Raw genomic sequence first — 19548 nt, forward strand, 5'->3', positions numbered from 1 at the left:
CCGCCGTCGCCCAGTGCCTTAAGGTCATCTGACGGCACGCTAACAGACCAGGTGCCGCCCGCGTTAACGGTGGTGGTGTACTCTTTGCCGCCCAGCGACACGGTCACCGTCTGACCNGCTTCGGCGTTCACCACGCGTCCGCTGAGGGTCTGGTTAACCGACACTTCGGCTACGTTCAGCACATCATCACCGCCGATGGCATTGATGATCACCTGCGGCGCGGCAGTATTCACCAGCACGTCGTGAGTCGTAGACGTAGTGTTACCAATGGTATCTGCCACGCTGGCGCTCACGGTATAGCTCGCTTCGCCCAGTTTAGCCACATCCGCTGCCGGAACATCNAATGTCCATGCGCCGTCAGCCCCCACGATAGCGGTATAGGTTTTACCGTTTAGNTTCACGGTCACCGTCAGGCCTTGCGCCACATCGGTGCTGGTCCCGTTGATGGTCAGGCTTAAGCCTTTCTCGGTGGCGTTGATAATGTCATCACCGGCAATGGTCGCGATAGATAGCGTTGGTGCGGCGGTATTTACCATCACATCATGACTGGCATCGCTGCTGTTACCGGCTTTATCGGTCACCGTCGCGGTAATAGTCGCGGTACCGTCAGCCAATGCGCCGATCACGCTGGCTGGAACGCCTACGCTCCAGCTGCCGTCGGCATTGACCAACGTGGTGTAGGTGTTTGAACCAACGGTAACGGTTACCTGATCCCCGGCGATGGCATTGGTGGTGGTTCCACTAATCACCTGAGCCTGAGTGTGTTCAGTACTGTTGATCACATCGTCACCGGCTACGGTGCTGATGGTGATGGTTGGCGCCAAGGTATCAACCAATAGGTTATGGGTGGCGGACGAGGTATTGCCCGCTTTATCACTCACGGTCGCCGTGATAACGGCATGACCTTCCGCCAATGCGGCTAAATCAGCCCCATCAACGTTCAACGTCCAGCTGCCGTTAGCGGCCACGGTGGTGGTGTAGTCAGTCCCGTTCAGGGAGACCGTGACGGTCTGACCCGCTTCCGCGCCCACGGTGGTACCGCTGATGGTTAATGGCTGAGCAGCCTCCGCCGCGTTCAGGACATCGTCACCGGCTAAGGTGTTGATGGTGATGGTTGGCGCCGAGGTATCGACCCGGACTTCTTGTGCCGCCGAGGCTCCGTTACCCGCGGCATTGTTCACGCTCACCGCAATATCATTGAGGCCGTCTTTTAAGCCTTTCAGATCGGCTGACGGTACTGTCACCGTCCAGTGACCGCTGTCATCAACGGTAGCCAAATGATTTTTGCCACCGACGTTAACGGTTACCATCTGACCCTGTTCGACGTTTTGAGTCGAGCCGGTTAACACCAGATCCTGACCCTTTTCTGCCGCACTCAATACATTGTCACCGGCCACGGTGTCGATGCTAATAGCAACGGTCTCTAAATCTACNACCACGTTATGTACATGGCTGACCGGGTTATTGGCGCTATCGTTGGCATTCGCCGTTATCACCAATGTCCCTTCAGGGAAGGCCGAAACGTCATTGGCCGGAATACCCAGACTCCATGAACCATCNGCAGTCACGCTGGCGGTGTAATCTTTCCCGTTAACCGTAACGGTCACTACGCTGCCCGTCNCCAGATCGGTACTGGTACCGTTAATCACTAACGGCTGACCCAGTTCGATGGCGTTGATAATGTCATCACCGGCAACGGTATTAATACGCAAGCCCGGCAGGCCGGCATCAATAGCGATCTCACGATCGCCGGTGCCTTCATTCCCGGCCTGATTGGTCACCGTAGCCGTGACGTTTAGCCCGCCGTCGCCCAGNGCCTTAAGGTCATCTGACGGCACGCTAACAGACCAGATGCCGCCCGCGTTAACGGTGGTGGTGTACTCTTTGCCGCCCAGGGTCACGGTTACCGTCTGNCCTTCTTCAGCATTGACGACCCGACCGCTGATGGTTTGCGCCTCGGACACTTCATCGGCATTTAATATGTCATCGCCGCCAATGATATTGATGATCACCTGCGGTGCAGCCGTATTAACCGTAATATCGTGAGTCGCTGAAGTCGCATTACCAATCGCATCCGTCACCTGAGCGCTGACGGTATAATTTGCTTCACCCAGCTTAGCCACGTCGGCNGCCGGAACGTCTAACGTCCAGTGACCCGCAGAATCAACCTGTGCGGTATAATTTTTACCGTTCAGAGAGACCGTGACCGTCAGGCCTTCGGCTACGCCGGTACTGGAGCCGTTAATGGTCAGGCTCAGCCCTTTTTCGCTGGCATTGATAATATCGTCACCGGCCAGAGTGCCAATCAGCAGGGTTGGTGCCGCTGTATTGACCAAAACATCGTGCTCTGTACTACTGCTATTACCGGCTTTATCCGTGACCGTGGCCGTGATGGTGGCTGTCCCGTTCTGTAATCCACTGATAACGCTGGCCGGAACGCCTACGCTCCAGCTGCCGTCTGCATTAACGGTCGTATTATAGGTGTTGCTACCGATGGTCACGGTAATGCTGTCACCGATGACGGCGTTAGCGGTGGTTCCGCTGATAACCTGTGACTGGCCGTGCTCAATGCTGTTAATCACATCGTCACCGGCGACGGTGTCGATAGAAATGGTTGGAGCGGAGATATCCACCAGTATGTTATGTCCGACGGAAGATTCATTACCGGCTTTATCAGTCACTTTGGCAGTAACGTTAATATTACCTTCTGGTAATTGTGCTAAATCAGCCTCAGAGATCGAGAGACTCCAGCTTCCGTTAGGGTTAACCGTCGTAGTGTAATCCTGGCCGTTCAAAGAAACGGTCACTGTCTGGCCAGCTTCAGCACCTACAGTAGTACCGCTAACCACCAGATCATGAGTGGCTTCATCCGCACTCAAAATATCATCACCGGCTAAAGTATCGATGGTAATGGTCGGCGCAAGAGTATCAACGCGCACTTGTTGTGCAGACGATGCACTATTACCCGAAACGTTACTAACGCTGACAGCAATATGATTAACACCATCATGCAGATCCGCCAGATCGACTGACGGGATAGTGGCCGTCCAACGGCCGTCCAGAGCAACTTCAGCCTGATAGTTGTGGCTGCCTACGGTAATGGTTACTATCTGTCCAGCCTCAACATTTTCAGTTAAGCCAGTCAGTACTAAATCTTGATTTTTTTCTTGAGCGTTCAGTACGTTGTTACCACTAATCGCATCAATACTAATAGCGACCGGAGATATATCTACCGTGGCATTATGGATATTGCTGACCGGATTGCCTGAGATATCATTGGCCGATGCTGTAATCGCTAATATGCCCGCAGGGAAAAGCTCAACGTCATTAGCCGGAATACCGATGCTCCATGTGCCGTCTGCCGTTACGCTGGCCGCGTAATCTTTACCATTCACATGAACAGTGATGACTATCCCTTGCGACAGATCAGAACTGGTACCGCTAATAACCAAAGGTTGTTGCAATTCAATAGCATTAATAATGTCATCACCGGCCACGGTATCGATGCTGATAGCCGCTAAACCGGAATCAATCGTAATATCACGATCGCCATGGCCGGTATTACCGGCCTTATTGGTTACGCTGGCAGTGGCAGACAGAGTTCCGTTAGCCAACCCGACAAGGTGTTCAGTAGGAACATCAACTGACCAAGTGCCATCGGCATTTACGGTTGTAGTATATTCTTTACCGTTCAGAGAAACCTTCACCTGCTGGCCGGCTTCGGCGTTAACTACGCGTCCGCTGATAGTATGGTTCATAGCAACTTCAGCGGCGTTCAGAATATCATCGCCACCAATAGTATTGATTATCATGACCGGCGCCGCGGTGTTAACCACAATATTATGGCTTTCAGTCACGGTGTTACCCGCCGAATCTTTACCGGTAACGGTTAGAACATATTGGCTGTCCATCAATTTGCTGACATCCACTGCCGGAACGGTAACGGTCCACAGGCCATTTTCGCCAACGGTTGTCAGATAAGGGGTGCCATTTAAATTGATAACAAGCGGAGTTCCTGGCGCTAAACCATTTGATTGGCCAGAAATAACCGCTGCCGCGTTATGCTCTGTAGCGTTAATCACATTATCGTCAGAAACAGTGCTGAAAGAGAGAGTGGCATTAGCGGTAACCACTTCCAGCGTAATATCCCCTGCGCTAGTTGTTTTATCGCCAATAATTTGAACCACAGAATAAGTGTGCGTTCCTGCGGGTTGGGTAGGAATCATGACTTGCCATTTACCATCAGCATCTACCTGAGCGCTGGCAATCACCTGACCTGATTCATTTTTAATTTGAATTGTTGCGCCCGGTTGACCGCTACCGCTAAACGTTGGCTGGGTTTCGTCAGTAATATCTTTATTGTTAAGTAAACCCTGCTTGTCACCGGTTTTATCCTGCACGATGAACGTGGCAGTTATAACTTGTTCAGGCTCAATAACCGGCCTGTCAACATATTCAGTATGAGTTTTATCACTGCCGCCGCTGCTTGCTAACGCACCAATTCCGGCTCCGCCTAACAACGCACCGGCCAGCATTCCCCATGAATAATCACTTTCTGAGCTGGCATAGAGCAAGGGCTGAATATCTGCTATTAGGGTTTCAACCGGCTCCAGAATCATGGTAACCATTGGTGCATTAGGATCCATTTCACCAAAGGTTACGTGAGTTAATGCACCTGTATCATCCTGAAATACCAACTCGCCATGGTGTTGTTCAGAGTCTTCAATAAAATAACCATTACAACGGATAACGCTACCATCTTTCATCACAATTAAAAGATCGTTTCCCTGGCGTTCATAACGGGCAACATCGGCGCTGGAACCATGAATCACCAATACGCTCGGTTGTTGCAGAGAAATGTTTAAATTGCCTGCACTAATCAGGGAAGTTTTGGTTTCCGCTTTGCGGGAGATAATATCAACAGCCTTGTTCAAAATTCACCTCAATTCTAGATAATGGTAACGTTGTCAGCTTCCACCCAACGTTTTAGTTCAATTAATTAGCTTGCTAAATAAGACCTTTCATTGTTAGCAATAGTGTGGCTAACCATGATTAAAGACATGGTCATAGTCGGATAACGCCTTCATTAATTTCAAAAAAACAAATATATTAAAAATACAAAAACAAAAATGTTGCAAAAGATCACGTAAAAAATATAAACATGGTGCTTTCATTTTATTTTAAAACAAGTAACCCACCGTTATAATACTTGATACCAGTCGTTATTACGTAAACCATTACAGATATATGTATAAGTATGTAAATAGTCACCAGCGTTAATAATGTTAATACCTAATGAATGGATTAATTATAAATTAGGTAGATCGTCCCTATGTTTTCTCAGTATCTCTAAGAGTGGTAATAGATTATCTACCGCAGCTGCATAATTGACTGCAGAAGCCCAACCATCATAATCAGCATTTAATTTAGCTACTGCCGCCTGATGGACATCTTGCTCAACGCTAAGTAAATCATTCAGACTACGTTTACTTAATTTGTATTCATTGCGATAAACATCGCGGGCCGTAATTGCAGAAAAAAACTGCTGGTCACCGGCAATTTCTCTTTCTCTGGCACCCGACCAGTTGGCAAATGCCGTTGCCGCCTTTTGATTAATATCCATTTTAGCCTGACTCACCTGCGATTGAGCCGCACGACGAGCACCTTCAGCTTGCTCTACCCGGGAAGATATGGCTCCGCCCTGGTAAACAGGCATATCAACTGAAAGCTGTAACTGATCATTCCAGTAGGAGCGGTTATCTGTCTCATATCGAGTGCGGCCACCTTGTATGCTTAAGGTCGGCCAATTTTGTGACTTGGCGGCTTCAACACCATACTTTGCCGCATTTTGTTGAGACTGTGCGGCCTGTACCTGAGGGTTATTTTGATAACTAATTTGATCCAGCTCTATCGGTTGCTTGAGTAACGCTTCAGGATAATCAGGTAGATGAGATGCCCTTATTCCGGTCAGAACAGACAGTTGAGATACTGCGGTAAGATGTTGAGCTCTATATTGTTCCAGCGTGGCACGCATACCTGCAATCCGAGCCTCGGCCTGTAGAACGTCTGAACTTGAACTTAGCCCTGCTTCTGCCCGCAAATGAGCCATGTCCCTAACGGCTTCTAAGGATTTAATATTATCTTCTACTGCATCACATAACGATTGATAACGTTTAACTTCCAAATAAGACAACGCAGTTTTTTCCCCGACCTCATTCATTACATTTAGCAAACTGTAATAATAAGACGCAGATATCGTTTCTTGTTTCTTAATATTGTTATTTGTTTTACCAAAGTCATAAACTAATTGAGATAATGTTAATCCGTAAGAGGCTGAATTATTTAAGCTGCCGCTTGAATCCGTTTGTTTCGAACGCCCTGAAGTACCACTTGCGCTAATCTGTGGATACCATACGCTCCAAGCTTCATCTATTTGAGCTTGACCTATTCCAGCCTGAGCTGATGCCTGAGTAATAGCAGGGCTACGTCCGAATGAACGCAAAATGGCCTCTTTTAAAGAGAGGGTTTCTGATTGTCGGACCATTGGTGCTTCAGCCCATTTAGGCAGTGGGGCAGCATAACTAAAATTAACATTGCTAAAAAGAATTAAAACAGCAGCAAGCATAGACGTTGTTTTTTTGCAGGCGAACGTTTTCAACCTCGAATTAATTCGAGATATAGTTAAATTCAAAAATGTTGCAACCACATCTACCCATAAAAACATTGGGCGCAATTCCTTTCGCTAGAAATGAAAACAAAAACCTGCCATAACAATTTAAAAGATCGCTAAATGATCATTTTGAGGAATTTTACACGCAAAGAACAAATAGTAAACACATCATTTAGATATGAATGATATGAATTGGGCTATAACTCTTAGTATGAAGGTAAACTCAGTATTATTACCTCAATAATCATTACCATTAAGGCTAAAGCTCTAAATAAAAGTTAGAAAAAAGTTATCATTTAAAATTAAATACAAGCAGAATCACCTGAATAGCATCAGTTAATTTTTTAAGAAAAATAACATCAAGTTAAAATTCATTAAATACCCACATAAAGGTATTTAGGTAAACAAATAAAAATAAATTCTTTATAAACAATGGAATAGTTAAAGTGCCTTCATAAAAAACATCAAAAAATACGAAATAAAGTAAAAACACACATAAAAATCGATGAAAAAAAACACAATGAAAACTATAACTCACCGTTATCTGTTACAAATGAATCAGCACATCGATTTAGAGTTTTATGCTACCAGCAAGGAAGAGGTGATAGAGGAGATTAATATTAATGACTTAAAACAAAAAAAGCCCCACAAATGCATGTGGGGCATATATTACTGAGGTTTTATTTTAATAAAAAAACCAAAATTAAAGCGTTGAAATTAAAATTAACGACAGCCTCTCCCGCCGCTCATACCATGTCCATTCATTCCCATATGATTCCCCATGCCGCGATGGCCCATCATGGGGATTCCTGCTTTAGCTAATTGGATATCTAACTGAACCCGCTGCTCTGCAATTTGGTCACGCAGCGCGGTGATTTCTTTACTTACCGCTTCAACTTTTTTGTCATCTACGGTGCCGGCGGTTAACAACGCTTTATACTCGTAATTCTTAGACACCATTTGCTTACGCAGATCGGCGGTCTTGGCTTCAAATTCATCAAAGGCTTTCTGACTGGTAGCCTGCTGTTCTGGCGTCAGGTTAGCCATTCGGCCGCCCTGATGTCTTGACATATTCTTGTGATAGCCATTATCCATTCCCTGATGTCTTGCGTTATTCATATGGTAACCGTTATCCATTCCCTGATTTGTTGACTGGGTCTGCTGTCCGGCCGGCATCGTGTTCTGAGCGCTGGCAACGCCGCTAAATCCGGTCAGAGCGGCAAGTGAGATAATAGCGGCGATAGCTGTTTTATTCAGAGTCATGATTAATTTCCTTCTGGTTAATATCAAATGAATCAAACTTCGCATTAAAGCTTACAAATGTAATTGCAAACCACGTGCCAATATTTTATTTGGCACGAAAATTGGATATGAGTTAGCACAACTCAGAGCAAATAAAAATGCGGAAACGCCTGCTAGCAAGGGCATTCAGACGGAAAAATCGGCGTGATGTACCGCATAAAAGGCTATCAGAAAAATCCGTGCTGAAAATGTTAGGCTAAATAAAGTGCAAATAGAAAGGCTGTAAGCGGGTAAAAACTACCCATCAGAGGTACAATGCGAGTAATAATGACTCGTTTAATATTTGACTATCATTGATACCACGTCAATACATACGCGAATAGGCCAATATGAGGATACAGACAGTGAAGGAATTTAAAGGGAAATCCGGTTTACTGGCGGTACTGCCCTCCTGGTTCTTTATAAGTTCGGTGATTATTCTGGTTGGTATCATTATTACCATGGCAATAAAAGACCTCAACCGGGCAAGGAGTATTGAAACTCAAACCCTGCTTGAGAAAAGTTCGGTACTGATCAGAGCCTTTGAGTCCGGAACCCGAACCGGAATGGGCATGCGCTGGCGTAATGAACAGATGCAAATATTGATCGAAGAGATGGCTTATCAGCCGGGCATTCTGTATATCGCCGTCACTGATGATTCAGGAAGAATTCTGGCGCACAGCGATCCTGAGCTTATTGGCAGCCAGATTTATAACGATCAAACCATGAAGTCTCTGGATGTTAGCCAAACAGAAAAATGGCGTATGACTAAACACATGGTGGATAATGAGCAGCAGAATGCCTTCGAGGTTTATCGCTATTTTAAGCCATTAAAAAGAAGCAATAACCATCGTTCTCATATGATGATGCGCAGAGATCGGGATTATAATCAGGATTCCGAGTCGCTGGCAGAAGATAGAAACAGCCCGAAAATTATTTTTACCGCCTTTGATACCGCTGCGCTGGATGCCTCTCAGGCTAAAGATATACGCAATACCATTATCTCACTGTCAATTCTGGTGCTGCTGGCTTTGGCCAGTATTCTGACGCTGTTTTGGGTAAAGCGTTACCAACGTTCAAGCCGTATGCTACAAGATAGCAAAGCTTTTTCAACGGAGATCATCAGCCATCTTCCTATCGGTTTAATCACCACCAATGAACATAATCAGATAAGCGTGGTAAACCACGCCGCCGAGGTTATTCTCGGTTATAACGCCGTCGCCCTTTCCGGTCGGGATATTAAAAAAACGCTGCCGGAAGAGTGGAATCAACTGGTCGCTTATAGCCTGCCCAATAATCCCGTGATTGAACGTGAAATTGAATACTTATCCGGTAGCGGTCAATCCATCCCGTTAAGCATCAGCATTGCCAGAATTGCCAATAACAACGGCCGTTTTTTAGGTAACGTGTTTATCTTCCGGGATATGCGAGAAGTCCGCCAGCTACAGGAAGAGATTCGCCGCAAAGAAAAACTGGCGGCAATAGGCAGCCTCGCCGCCGGGGTTGCCCATGAAATCAGAAACCCGCTGTCATCAATTAAAGGCTTCGCTAAGTATTTCGAAGGGCGCTCTGAAGCGGGTAGCGAAGAGCAAGCGTTAGCTAAGGTAATGGCTAAGGAAGTCGATCGACTTAATCGGGTCATTACCGAACTGCTGGAGTTAGTCCGCCCTTCTGACTTAAGGATCCAGCAGGTGAATATTAATGAGGTGATTGAACACTCACTTCATCTGATTCGCCAAGATGCTGAATCTAAAAATATTGCTATTGAGTTCACACCCAATCAAACCTTGCCAAGCGTAGCCATGGACCCTGACCGCTTTACTCAAGCCTTGCTTAACCTTTATCTCAATGCCATTCAGGCGATTGGTTCTGACGGCAGGCTAACGGTTGAGGTGAGTCAGACCAATGAATCTGATGTTCAGGTCATAGTAAAGGACTCAGGAAAGGGCATTAACCCGGATGATTTAACCAATATTTTCCACCCTTATTTCACCACTAAAGCGGCGGGAACCGGCCTTGGCTTAACCATCGTACAAAAGGTTATTGAAGAGCATAACGGTAAGGTCAGCGTGACCAGCAACCGCCATCAGGGAACCCAATTTAATATGGTTATCCCGCTTAGCTATCAGCGTAGTCAGCCCGATAAAAGTGCGGATAACCACTTAACCACAGGGAGCATTAAATAATGACAACCCATAAAGCCAGCATTCTGGTTGTTGATGATGACCTGAGCCACTGCACCATTATCCAAGCTCTGATGAAAGGTTGGGGCTACCAGGTGACCTTGGCACACAATGGTCTACAGGCGGTTGAACAGGTCAAACAGGCACCTTTTGATCTAATTCTGAGTGATGTTCGCATGGCCGAAATGGATGGGATCGAAGCGCTAAAAGCGATCAAAGCCTATAACCCGGCCATTCCAATTCTCATTATGACCGCTTACTCTAACGTAGAGTCGGCCGTTGAGGCGATCAAAGCCGGAGCCTATGATTATCTGACCAAGCCACTCGACTTTGATATGTTGCAGCTAACCATACAACGCGCCTTAGAGCACACCTACCTTAAAACTGAAAACAAAAACCTAAAGCAGCGTCTGACGGTTGATAACCAAAACATGATTGGCCGTGGCCCACAGATGCGGCGGTTAATGGAAATGGTGGCAATGATTGCCCCGTCAGAAGCTACAGTATTAATCTGCGGAGAGTCCGGCACAGGTAAAGAGCTGATTGCCAAATCAGTCCATGCCAATAGTTCACGTAAAGACCGGCCGTTAGTGATTATCAACTGTGCCGCATTAAGCGAGTCCTTACTTGAGTCAGAGCTATTCGGCCACGAAAAAGGGGCATTTACCGGTGCAGATAAACGCCGGGAAGGCCGCTTTATGGAAGCAGACAAAGGTACGCTGTTTCTGGATGAAATTGGTGAAGTCTCTTTGTTAATGCAGGCAAAATTACTCAGAGCCATTCAGGAAGGTGAAATTCAACGGGTTGGTAGTAACCAAACCCTTTCGGTTGATGTACGGCTGATTGCCGCAACCAACCGAGACCTCAAGGCCGATGTTGAAGCCGGTAAGTTCCGTCAGGACCTCTACTACCGCCTGAACGTGATGACTATCGACACGCCGGCACTACGGGAACGCAATGAAGATATCCCGGCGCTGGCAATGCACTTTCTAGAAAAGTTTGCCGAGCGCAATCGCAAATCAATTAAAGGTTTTACCCCTCAGGCAATGGATATGCTGCTGAAATACAACTGGCCGGGTAACGTACGCGAACTGGAGAATACCGTTGAGCGGGCGGTTATCTTGCTATCAGGAGATTTCATCAGCGAAAGAGAACTTCCGATAAGTATTAACCAGTATTTTGCAGACCATCCAAATGGCGATCGTGATGGCAATAATGCTGACCAGCCGATTCAACCACTTGAACAGGTAGAGAAAGAGGCCATTTTGACCGCACTGGAAAAAACCGGTGGCAATAAAACGGAAGCAGCGAAACAATTGGGTATTACTCGTAAGACACTATTGGCAAAATTACAGCGTTAATCAGATAACAAAACGTCCGCTAGTTAATCTCTTTTGTTGTGATGCTATATTTTTTAGTACGCTCAGTTTAGGATTCTAACGGTAGCCCTGAATCTATAAAAATGGCCTTATACCCAAAATAATTCGAGTTGCATCGCGGCGGCAAGAGAGCGAGTCCCGATGAGCTTACTCCAGTAAGTGATTCGGGTGAGACCACACAGCCAACAAAAATGCAGCTTGAAGTATGACGGGTATAACTTACCTACTATTAATGGAACATATCAATGCCCCATATTCATATTAGCTTCACACCGAACCTGCCAGCTCAGGATAATCTTGAAACGTTTGCACTCAATCTTCATCACGCTATTTCACCGGTTGTTGCCTCCGGCGTTGAGAACTTTAAAAGCTATATTTTACCGCTGAACAGGATCGTTTTCGGTAGCAATGACAAAGAGAAAGCCCTTTTGCGTATCGATATTCGTATGTATGCCGGTCGCAGTGATGAAGTAAAACAGCAGGTAGCTGAAATTATCATTAACGAAGCTAAAAAATTATTTACCGATGCGTCCTGCACCACGCCGACAGAGATTAGCGTTGAAGTCAGAGATATTGAAAAAGAAAACTCCCACAGTGCTCTTATTAACGACTAAGCGGGTAGATACAAAGAGGGTGGTGATTGGTTTAAGCCCTCTCTGTATCATTATTCTTTCGCCTTAGCCGGGAATATAAAGCTGGCTACAATACCGAGCGCCAGCACGGTTAACACCAGGCTTAAGCTGGCTAGCGCACTAATTTCATAGCCATGATGCCAGAAGCTATCGGTTGCATTAAGCGCCAGCTTAAATCCGACAAAAAACAGTAACACAATCACCGCTTTTTCCAGATGAACCAATAAATTGCGCAACGCCTCCAGCACAAAATAGAGCGTTCTCAGGCCAAGCACGGCAAACATCATGGCAGAATAAACAATCAGCGGCTCACGGCTTACGGCAATTACTGCCGGCACGCTGTCAAAGGCAAACATGACGTCAGAAATTTCTACCACCGCTACGCATAATAATAGCGGGGTAGCGTAGTGAATATTCTTCTTCACCTGAAACACAAAGCCTGTATTTTCAGGCTTAGCCAGATCGGCTTCAACTTCAGCAGAACTGAGCATAAAGTGATTACCCACCAGCTTAGGATAAACCGGGAAAAAACGCCTGACCAGTCGGTTAGCCGGGTGATTAGAGTAGTCTTCAATCTCATCACCATCGCCTTTAGCCCGTAGCATCATTACTGCCGTCCATACCACAATGGCTGCAAATACCATTTCAACCCACGGTCCCAGCGCCAGCAGGCTGGTACCGATAGCAACAAAGATCCCACGAAACACAATGGCACCCAGAACGCCCCAATAAAGTACCCGATGACGATAGCCATCCGGGATCTTAAACCAGGCAAAAATAGCCATAATGACAAACAGATTATCAACCGATAGCACCTCTTCCAGCGCATAGCCGGTGATATATAAACTGGCGATTTCGATCCCATGTTGAAAATAGAGAAAACCACCAAACCCCAAACCAATAGCCAACCAAAACAGGCTCCAAAGTGACGCATTTTTCAGGCTAATAGGCTTATCGTTATGGTGGGCAATAAGATCGATGGCTAATGCCGATACCGCTAATACAACAAAAACCGCCACGGTTAGCGGCGGAAAACCAAGAGGGGAATGTTCCATAATGTCATGAAACCTTAATATGAGAGAAGTTTGATAAGCACGTAAACCCGCTAAAAATTATACGCCCCGCCAACGGAGGAAACATACAAATTATACCCTAAAGGTGTGTGATGCCCGATCGGTCGAATATGCGGTTAATCATAGACCCGCATCACCCGACATGAACAGCAAAACGTGCGTTAATGCCGAATGATGCGCTCTCATACCATAAAATTGACTATCTGACAGTCGGCGTTATTTTTCACACTCGCGCTGTAATATTAACTGTCTTTTACTTATCCGGCGCTTAATGACTTTAGCCCTCAACGCATCGTAGGCCAGATTATAGACAAAGGTGTACGGCAGGAAGAACAGGAAGAACCCCACCTCCATCAAGAATGCCGTTTTCGCATCAATGCCCAGTAACGCCATGACCAAGCCCAAGCCAATAACAATAAAACCAACCTCAAAACCCAACGCGTGGAGAATACGAACTTTAGTATTACGAACCACCCGGTCTGATGGCCACAGCCGATCAAACATGCTGTTATAGATGATGTTCCATATCATGGCCGCAGTAGAAAGCACAATCGCCAACGTTCCCATTTGCCAAACTGAACGCCCCATGATCCATGCGGCGGCAGGCGCGGTAATACCCACGGCAATAACTTCAAAGCCGACCGCATGAAATACGCGTTCTAATACTGATTTCTTCTGCATAAATAACCTGCTTAATTTACTCAATGTTTAAAATAGGACCTTATCGAGGAGGATTATCATCGCTATTTGGGATACATTAAAGATAGATTCCATCGATAAAAGCGATACATCATGCGATATTCACCCGAAGCATTAGTAGCATTCGTTGAGGCCGCAGCTCTGGGGTCTTTCTCCGCAGCTGCGCGTAAGTTGCGTAAAAGCCAGTCAACCATTAGTACTGCAATATCTAATCTTGAGGCCGATCTTGGCCTGGTGCTATTCGATCGAGAAGCCCGCCATCCGGTATTAACCTCGCAGGGATTACGGGTGCTAAATCAGGTAAAAGATATTCTGGCGGCCAGCCAGCGTTTAGATGAGCTGGCCATCCGCTTATCGACACATGTCGAGCCCCGGCTGACCTTTGTTCTTTCTGATATTTATCAGCCAACGCGTCATGAGGAGATTCTGTTCAACTTTGAGCAACGCTATCCGGATATTGAATTTGAGTGTTTATTGGCTGAAGACGAAGACGTTATTGATCTGCTGCAAAGCGGGCGTGCCAGCATTGGCTTTATCGAAGCGCAAAAAAATTATCCCCCCGATATCGGCTTTTCCCGAATGCATGAGCAGACTGAAATGAGCCTGTATGTTGCTCAAGAACATCCGCTCGCAGCAAAAAAGCTGGTTACGGCACAGCAGTTAGCTACCTCGCGCCAGCTATGCCTTAATACTTATCTGCGCACTCAGGAGTATGTCCCTCAGGGGCTTATCTGGTCGGCCCCCAGCTATTTGCTATTGCTGGAAATGGCTGAGCAGGGTTTTGGCTGGGCAATGCTGCCCCGCTGGCTGGTTAAACGCTTTAGTCAACGCCATCTGTTTGAGCTTTCGGCCAGAGGCTGGCCAAAAACCATTTCAGTAGATGCCATATGGTCAACCACTACCCCACCGGGACCTGCCGGGCAGTGGTTGTTAGACCAACTATTAGAAACGGACAGAGAACCGTTGTGATGATTAGCCATGATAATCGGCGGGCGGCTAAGGCAACAATAATCGATAAAATTTCATTGAGAAAGCGGACATAAGTCCCTACTATGCACCATGCTAAAATCGGAACTTAATCTTTGAGTTAACCCCTCCGATATTAATATGTTTGACACTTTGAATCGCAGCACTGATATCCGTCATTGAGGTTGATTTAGAATTGAAAAAAACAATGGATGACCAATAACTATGCTAAATAATCATGTCTTGCGCAGCGTTCGTTACATGCTGGATTTGAGCGACGCTCAAATGGTTCAGATAATCAAACTGGCCGACTTAACCGTCACTCAGGCCGAAATGGTTGGCTGGCTGAAAAAAGACGATGAACCGGAATTTCGTGAATGTGATGATAAAGTCATGGGCCACTTTCTGAATGGCCTGATCTTTTTCCGTCGCGGTAAAGATGAGAATTTTCCGGCACCGGAAATCGAAGCCAAGATCACCAATAATATTGTCTTAAAGAAGCTGCGTATCGCCTTTGAACTCAAAGACACTGATATGCTTGATATCTATAAACTGGTTGATTTCCGCGTTTCTAAGCCGGAACTCAGTGCAGTATTCCGCAAGCCGGGCCATAAAAACTATCGTGAATGCGGTGACCAACTGCTGCGGTACTTCCTGAAAGGTTTAAACGTTCGCCTGCGCGGCGTATCGCCGGAATCAAAGAAAAAAGGCGCTTAATTACCAACGCCATCGGTCTATATTCATGACAGGCACTGTCGCGAATCATCCTACCCTTAACTAAGCGCTAATTGGTTAGCTAAAACCTAGATCCCCGTTTTCACGGGGATGACGAGAGAAATAACTTCTGCATCACCTCGTTGAAAAACGGGGGGAACCTTGAAGCCAAGCGCTAATTTGTTAGCTAACCGCACTTAGCCTAAGGGCAAGCGCCCTGGCCGTAATAGGCTCCGGCCCCGTGCTTTCTGAGATAGTGCTTATCGAGTAGCTCTTGCTGCATATCACCAAGATTGGGGGTTAACTGGCGAGAGAAAATGCCCATATAGGCACACTCTTCCAATACGACGGCATTATGCACTGCGTCAGCAGCGTCTTTTCCCCAAGCAAACGGGCCATGGGAATTGACTAAAACCGCGGGCACTTGCATAGGATCGATATTACGCTTCACAAAAGTCTCAATAATCACTTCACCGGTTAAATGTTCATATTCACCGGCAATTTCGTTGGCGGTCATTCTTCGGGTACAGGGAATGGCACCATAGAAGTAGTCCGCGTGGGTGGTCCCCCATGCCGGTAAATCCAACCCGGCCTGCGACCAGATTGTGGCATGGCGCGAATGGGTATGAACAATGCCACCAATTGCACTGAATTTGCGATACAGGGCCAGATGCGTCGCGGTATCTGACGAAGGCTTTTTGTTACCTTCAACCACGCTGCCGGTAGCCAGCTCAACCACCACCATATCATCAGCGGTCATCCCAGCATATTCCACGCCGGAAGGCTTAATCACGACCACCCCCAACGTTCGATCGATAGCACTCACATTACCCCAAGTGAAAGTCACCAGATTATGGCGAGGCAGTGCCAGATTAGCCTCAAGCACCTGCTGTTTAAGTTGTTCTAGCATACAAATTCACTCTCTTTCATTTTGGCTTCAATCCACTGGCGGGCCTGAATAATTTCCATTACCGGCTCGCTGGCCTTTTCCGTCCACATCTCAATCAGGAAAGAACCGCGGTAGTTGAGCTTTTTCAGCGTTTTAAACAAACCGACAAAATCGACACAGCCGTCACCAAAAGGCACATCTCTGAACTGGCCTGCGCAGGTATCGGTAACCGGATAAGTATCTTTCAGATGAATCGCGGCAATACGATCAATCCCCAGGCTCAGCTCATCATCAACATTATTTCCCCACGCAGTCAGGTTGCCAACGTCGGGATAGACACTAAACCAAGGTGATGCGATCTGCTGCTCCCAAACCTTCCATTTAGTAATGGAATTCATAAACGGGGTGTCCATAATTTCCACGGCAAGCATAACCTGAGCGGCGGCGGCACTTTCTACCGCCCAAGCCAGTCCCTCAGCAAAACGCTGTTTAGTCCCTTCGTCCTGCTGTTCATAATAGACATCGTAACCGGCCAGTTGGATGGTGCGGATCCCCAGATCCCGAGCTAACTGAATCGCCTGAGTCATAATTTCACGCGCCCGGCTACGCACAGCATCATCTCGACTGCCAAAGGGAAAACGGCGATGGGCCGACAGGCACATAGACGGAATAGCAATACCGCTCTCTAACATGGCGCCGACCAGCTCTGTCCGCTGCTTTTTGTCCCATGTTAAACGCGATAAACGCTCATCGGTTTCATCCACTGACATCTCAACGAAATCAAAACCACAGCTTTTAGCCAACGCCAGCCTTTCCGGCCAGCTCAGCATTTTTGGCAGGGCTTTCTCGTAAATTCCTAAAGGATGTATCCTCATTTTCGCGCTCCCCATATCCGATCAATTTGCCGATGAAAATCGCCGGCAACGCCGGCCGGTTCGGGGGCTTCAGACAGCGCCCGCCCGGCAATAAAGGCACGCACCGCAATATCTTTGAACAGCGGCAAATCAGCCGGTGTAATACCACCGGTAACCGAAAGCTCAATGCCCAACTCCGTCAGAGCGGTCATCGCCTTCAGATCCTCAGCTCCCCAGCTTTGGCCGCTGGCCTGAGCATCCCGTCCGCGATGGTAGATCGCCTGTTTAACGCCTAAATCTCGCCATGACTTAGCATCGTCCAGCGTCCAGCGACCGAATAATTCGATCTGAACTTCGCCCTGATAGCTCAACGCCACTTCCTGAGCCCGGGCCACGGTCGCTATCGGTGCAGCACAAATCACCGTCATCCAATTAGCCCCCGCACTGAATGCCTGGTTAGCCAGCGTCTCTCCCGCATCGGCCACTTTAAGATCGGCAACCAGAATATGGTCAGGGCACGCCTGTCTCAGCGTCCGGACAGCATTCAGTCCTGCAGAAATACACAAAATGGTGCCCGCTTCGATAATATCCACATGGTCTTTTAACTGGCTGACACTGCGCAGTGCTGCCTGAAGATCCGTATGGTCCAGCGCCAGTTGGAGCAAAGGTCGGCTCATGATTAACAACTCCTTTGAGGAAAATGAGATTCACACCGGGTCTGATAACTACCCAGTGCTTCAACCAGAAACTGATATCGTTGAAATTTATGTTGATAAGCTGCCTGAACGGACGAATCGGGCATAATAAGGCTCGAAGGGTGTTCCAGACGTTGCTGAGCCGATGCGAAATCGGTATATACCCCGCCACCGACCATTGCAGCCATTGCCGCACCTAAACAGCCGGTCTCTTCAATCTGGAGCAGCTCAACCGGCAACCCGCTAATATCTGCCAGCATTTGCATCCAAACGGTTGAACGGGCCGGACCACCGGTAACGCTCAGAGCATTTACCTGCGTAAAACGCTCACGCATCCGGTTAAGGTGGGTCATATGGCTAAAAATCACCCCCTCATAAACCGCCTGTAGCAAATGTTCCCGCTGATGCAATGATTGCAAACCATAGAAACCCGACGTCATACCTAACCCGGCGTTACTGCCATAGAGAAACGGTAAAAACATCACATCACTGCCAGCCTTAGGCAAACCGTTAACGGCCTGATTAATGGCGTCATAGCCCATTTCACCGCACTGACGGGTTACCCATTCAAGATTGGCCGACGATGTCGGGCTGGCTTCATGAACAATATATTTACCTTCATCCGCGTAACGCCCGTAAACATAGGGATGCTTTTCATCATCCAGCACCTGCTCAACAATACCGCTGGTCACCGCCCAGGTACCCATTACCGCATTGAGAGTATGTTCGTCCTTCAATCCGGCACACAGCGCGGTAGAGACAATATCAAACAACCCACCAACCACCGGCGTACCGGTAGCAAGTCCGGTCAGCGCTGCTACCTCAGCCGTGACGCCGCCACAGACCTGTGCGGAGCTAACAATCGGCGGCAGGGCTTCAAAGATTTCATCAATACCCAGTATTCGGGCCAGCTCCGGGCTGTAGTCTCCCTGAGCCATGCGATAAAGGTTAGATTCAGAGATATTGGTCTCTTCACAGCCTCGTTCGCCGGTCAGGCAAAAACGTAAATAGTCATGCCCCATCATGACTGAGCCAATTTGGCTATAGCGCTCTGGCTGATGTTGTTTAATCCAGCGCAACAATGAAACCGGATGCCCGGTCCACAAAGTTTGGCGAGTGATGGGATACAGCTGCTGTGGAATACCCTCTTGCTGCCACTGGGTGACTATCTGAGTCGCCCGGCGATCGGAAGAGAGAATGGCTCGCCCTAATGGCCGATGTTGCTTATCCAGCATAAACAGCCCTTTTCCCTGAGCTGAAATGCCAATACCTTTAACCTGATGCCCGGCTACGCCACACTGGTGTAATACCTTCTGAATGGTCTGGCAGCAGCCTTGCCACAGTTGATCCATATCCCGTTCAGCCCAGCCGGGATGGTCACTGAGCACCGGCATTACCTGACGGCTAATGCCATACTCTCTACCGCAACTGTCATATAACCCGGCTTTAAGGTAGGTGCCGCCGCAGTCAATACCTAACCAATAGTCCATGCTTTTACCTTTGTGGTTTACCG

General features: G+C 47.5%; 14 protein-coding genes and 2 pseudogenes. 5 read left to right on the top strand and 11 right to left on the bottom strand.

What is annotated here, in order from left to right; all coding sequences use genetic code 11:
• The 5 genes and pseudogenes from YWE_RS32150 to YWE_RS0121720 all read right to left on the bottom strand — a co-directional run.
• Window positions 1-323, bottom strand: a 323-nt coding sequence (locus YWE_RS32150) for an Ig-like domain-containing protein (protein ID WP_428829302.1), incomplete at its 3' end; no start/stop codon positions are given.
• Window positions 315-2336, bottom strand: a pseudogene (locus YWE_RS32155) (Ig-like domain-containing protein); the annotation flags it as partial. The gene YWE_RS32150 and the pseudogene YWE_RS32155, both read right to left, overlap by 9 nt.
• A 75-nt stretch (window positions 2337-2411) precedes the next feature.
• Window positions 2412-4934, bottom strand: a pseudogene (locus YWE_RS32160) (Ig-like domain-containing protein); the annotation flags it as partial.
• A 374-nt stretch (window positions 4935-5308) separates the two neighbouring features.
• On the bottom strand, window positions 5309-6625 hold the full coding sequence (locus YWE_RS0121710; protein ID WP_029096351.1) for a TolC family outer membrane protein: 1317 nt from the start codon (window positions 6623-6625) through the stop codon (window positions 5309-5311).
• Between the two features lie 768 nt (window positions 6626-7393).
• A complete protein-coding gene (locus tag YWE_RS0121720; RefSeq protein ID WP_029096352.1) occupies window positions 7394-7933 on the bottom strand; it encodes a periplasmic heavy metal sensor in 540 nt (179 codons plus the stop codon).
• A 383-nt stretch (window positions 7934-8316) separates the two neighbouring features.
• On the opposite strand from YWE_RS0121720, the gene YWE_RS0121725 reads away from it, so the two are divergent.
• From YWE_RS0121725 to YWE_RS0121735, 3 genes are all read left to right on the top strand, one after another.
• Window positions 8317-10137 (top strand): ATP-binding protein, encoded by a 1821-nt coding sequence (locus YWE_RS0121725; RefSeq protein WP_029096353.1) that lies wholly within the window; start codon window positions 8317-8319, stop codon window positions 10135-10137.
• Entirely contained in the window at window positions 10137-11495 is a 1359-nt protein-coding gene (locus YWE_RS0121730) for a sigma-54-dependent Fis family transcriptional regulator (RefSeq protein WP_029096354.1), read from the top strand. Before YWE_RS0121725 ends, YWE_RS0121730 begins: the two co-directional genes overlap by 1 nt.
• 263 nt (window positions 11496-11758) lie before the next feature.
• Window positions 11759-12127, top strand: a complete 369-nt coding sequence (locus YWE_RS0121735; protein WP_029096355.1) for a 5-carboxymethyl-2-hydroxymuconate Delta-isomerase — start codon at window positions 11759-11761, stop codon at window positions 12125-12127.
• 50 nt (window positions 12128-12177) lie between these two features.
• Here the strand turns inward: YWE_RS0121735 and YWE_RS0121740 are convergent, their stop codons facing one another.
• Both YWE_RS0121740 and YWE_RS0121745 read right to left on the bottom strand, forming a co-directional pair.
• Complete coding sequence (locus YWE_RS0121740; RefSeq protein WP_029096356.1) at window positions 12178-13200, bottom strand: TerC/Alx family metal homeostasis membrane protein; 1023 nt, start codon at window positions 13198-13200, stop codon at window positions 12178-12180.
• Between the two features lie 234 nt (window positions 13201-13434).
• Complete coding sequence (locus YWE_RS0121745; RefSeq protein WP_029096357.1) at window positions 13435-13899, bottom strand: multidrug/biocide efflux PACE transporter; 465 nt, start codon at window positions 13897-13899, stop codon at window positions 13435-13437.
• Between the two features lie 111 nt (window positions 13900-14010).
• Here YWE_RS0121745 and YWE_RS0121750 point away from each other — a divergent pair, with 111 nt between their 5' ends.
• On the top strand, window positions 14011-14886 hold the full coding sequence (locus YWE_RS0121750) for a LysR family transcriptional regulator (RefSeq protein ID WP_029096358.1): 876 nt from the start codon (window positions 14011-14013) through the stop codon (window positions 14884-14886).
• Between the two features lie 222 nt (window positions 14887-15108).
• A complete protein-coding gene (locus YWE_RS0121755) occupies window positions 15109-15600 on the top strand; it encodes a YehS family protein (RefSeq protein WP_029096359.1) in 492 nt (163 codons plus the stop codon).
• A 199-nt stretch (window positions 15601-15799) separates the two neighbouring features.
• Here YWE_RS0121755 and araD read toward each other — a convergent pair whose 3' ends face one another.
• Genes araD through YWE_RS0121775 form a run of 4 tightly spaced genes read right to left on the bottom strand, consistent with a single transcriptional unit; the run spans window position 15800 to window position 19525 of the window.
• The gene (gene araD, locus YWE_RS0121760) at window positions 15800-16507 is read right to left on the bottom strand and encodes an L-ribulose-5-phosphate 4-epimerase (protein ID WP_029096360.1); all 708 of its coding nucleotides are present in this window, start codon (window positions 16505-16507) and stop codon (window positions 15800-15802) included.
• Window positions 16501-17361 carry an L-ribulose-5-phosphate 3-epimerase gene (locus tag YWE_RS0121765; RefSeq protein ID WP_029096361.1) on the bottom strand — a complete coding sequence of 287 codons (861 nt, stop codon included), beginning with the start codon at window positions 17359-17361 and terminating at the stop codon, window positions 16501-16503. The genes araD and YWE_RS0121765 overlap by 7 nt, the downstream gene beginning before the upstream one ends.
• Window positions 17358-18017, bottom strand: coding sequence for a 3-keto-L-gulonate-6-phosphate decarboxylase UlaD (gene ulaD, locus YWE_RS0121770; RefSeq protein ID WP_029096362.1), 660 nt, complete (start codon window positions 18015-18017; stop codon window positions 17358-17360). Before ulaD ends, YWE_RS0121765 begins: the two co-directional genes overlap by 4 nt.
• A 2-nt stretch (window positions 18018-18019) precedes the next feature.
• On the bottom strand, window positions 18020-19525 hold the full coding sequence (locus tag YWE_RS0121775) for an FGGY-family carbohydrate kinase (protein ID WP_029096363.1): 1506 nt from the start codon (window positions 19523-19525) through the stop codon (window positions 18020-18022).
• Window positions 19526-19548: the final 23 nt, after the last annotated feature.

Source organism: Budvicia aquatica DSM 5075 = ATCC 35567 (assembly GCF_000427805.1).
Taxonomy (GTDB): Bacteria; Pseudomonadota; Gammaproteobacteria; order Enterobacterales; family Enterobacteriaceae; genus Budvicia; species Budvicia aquatica.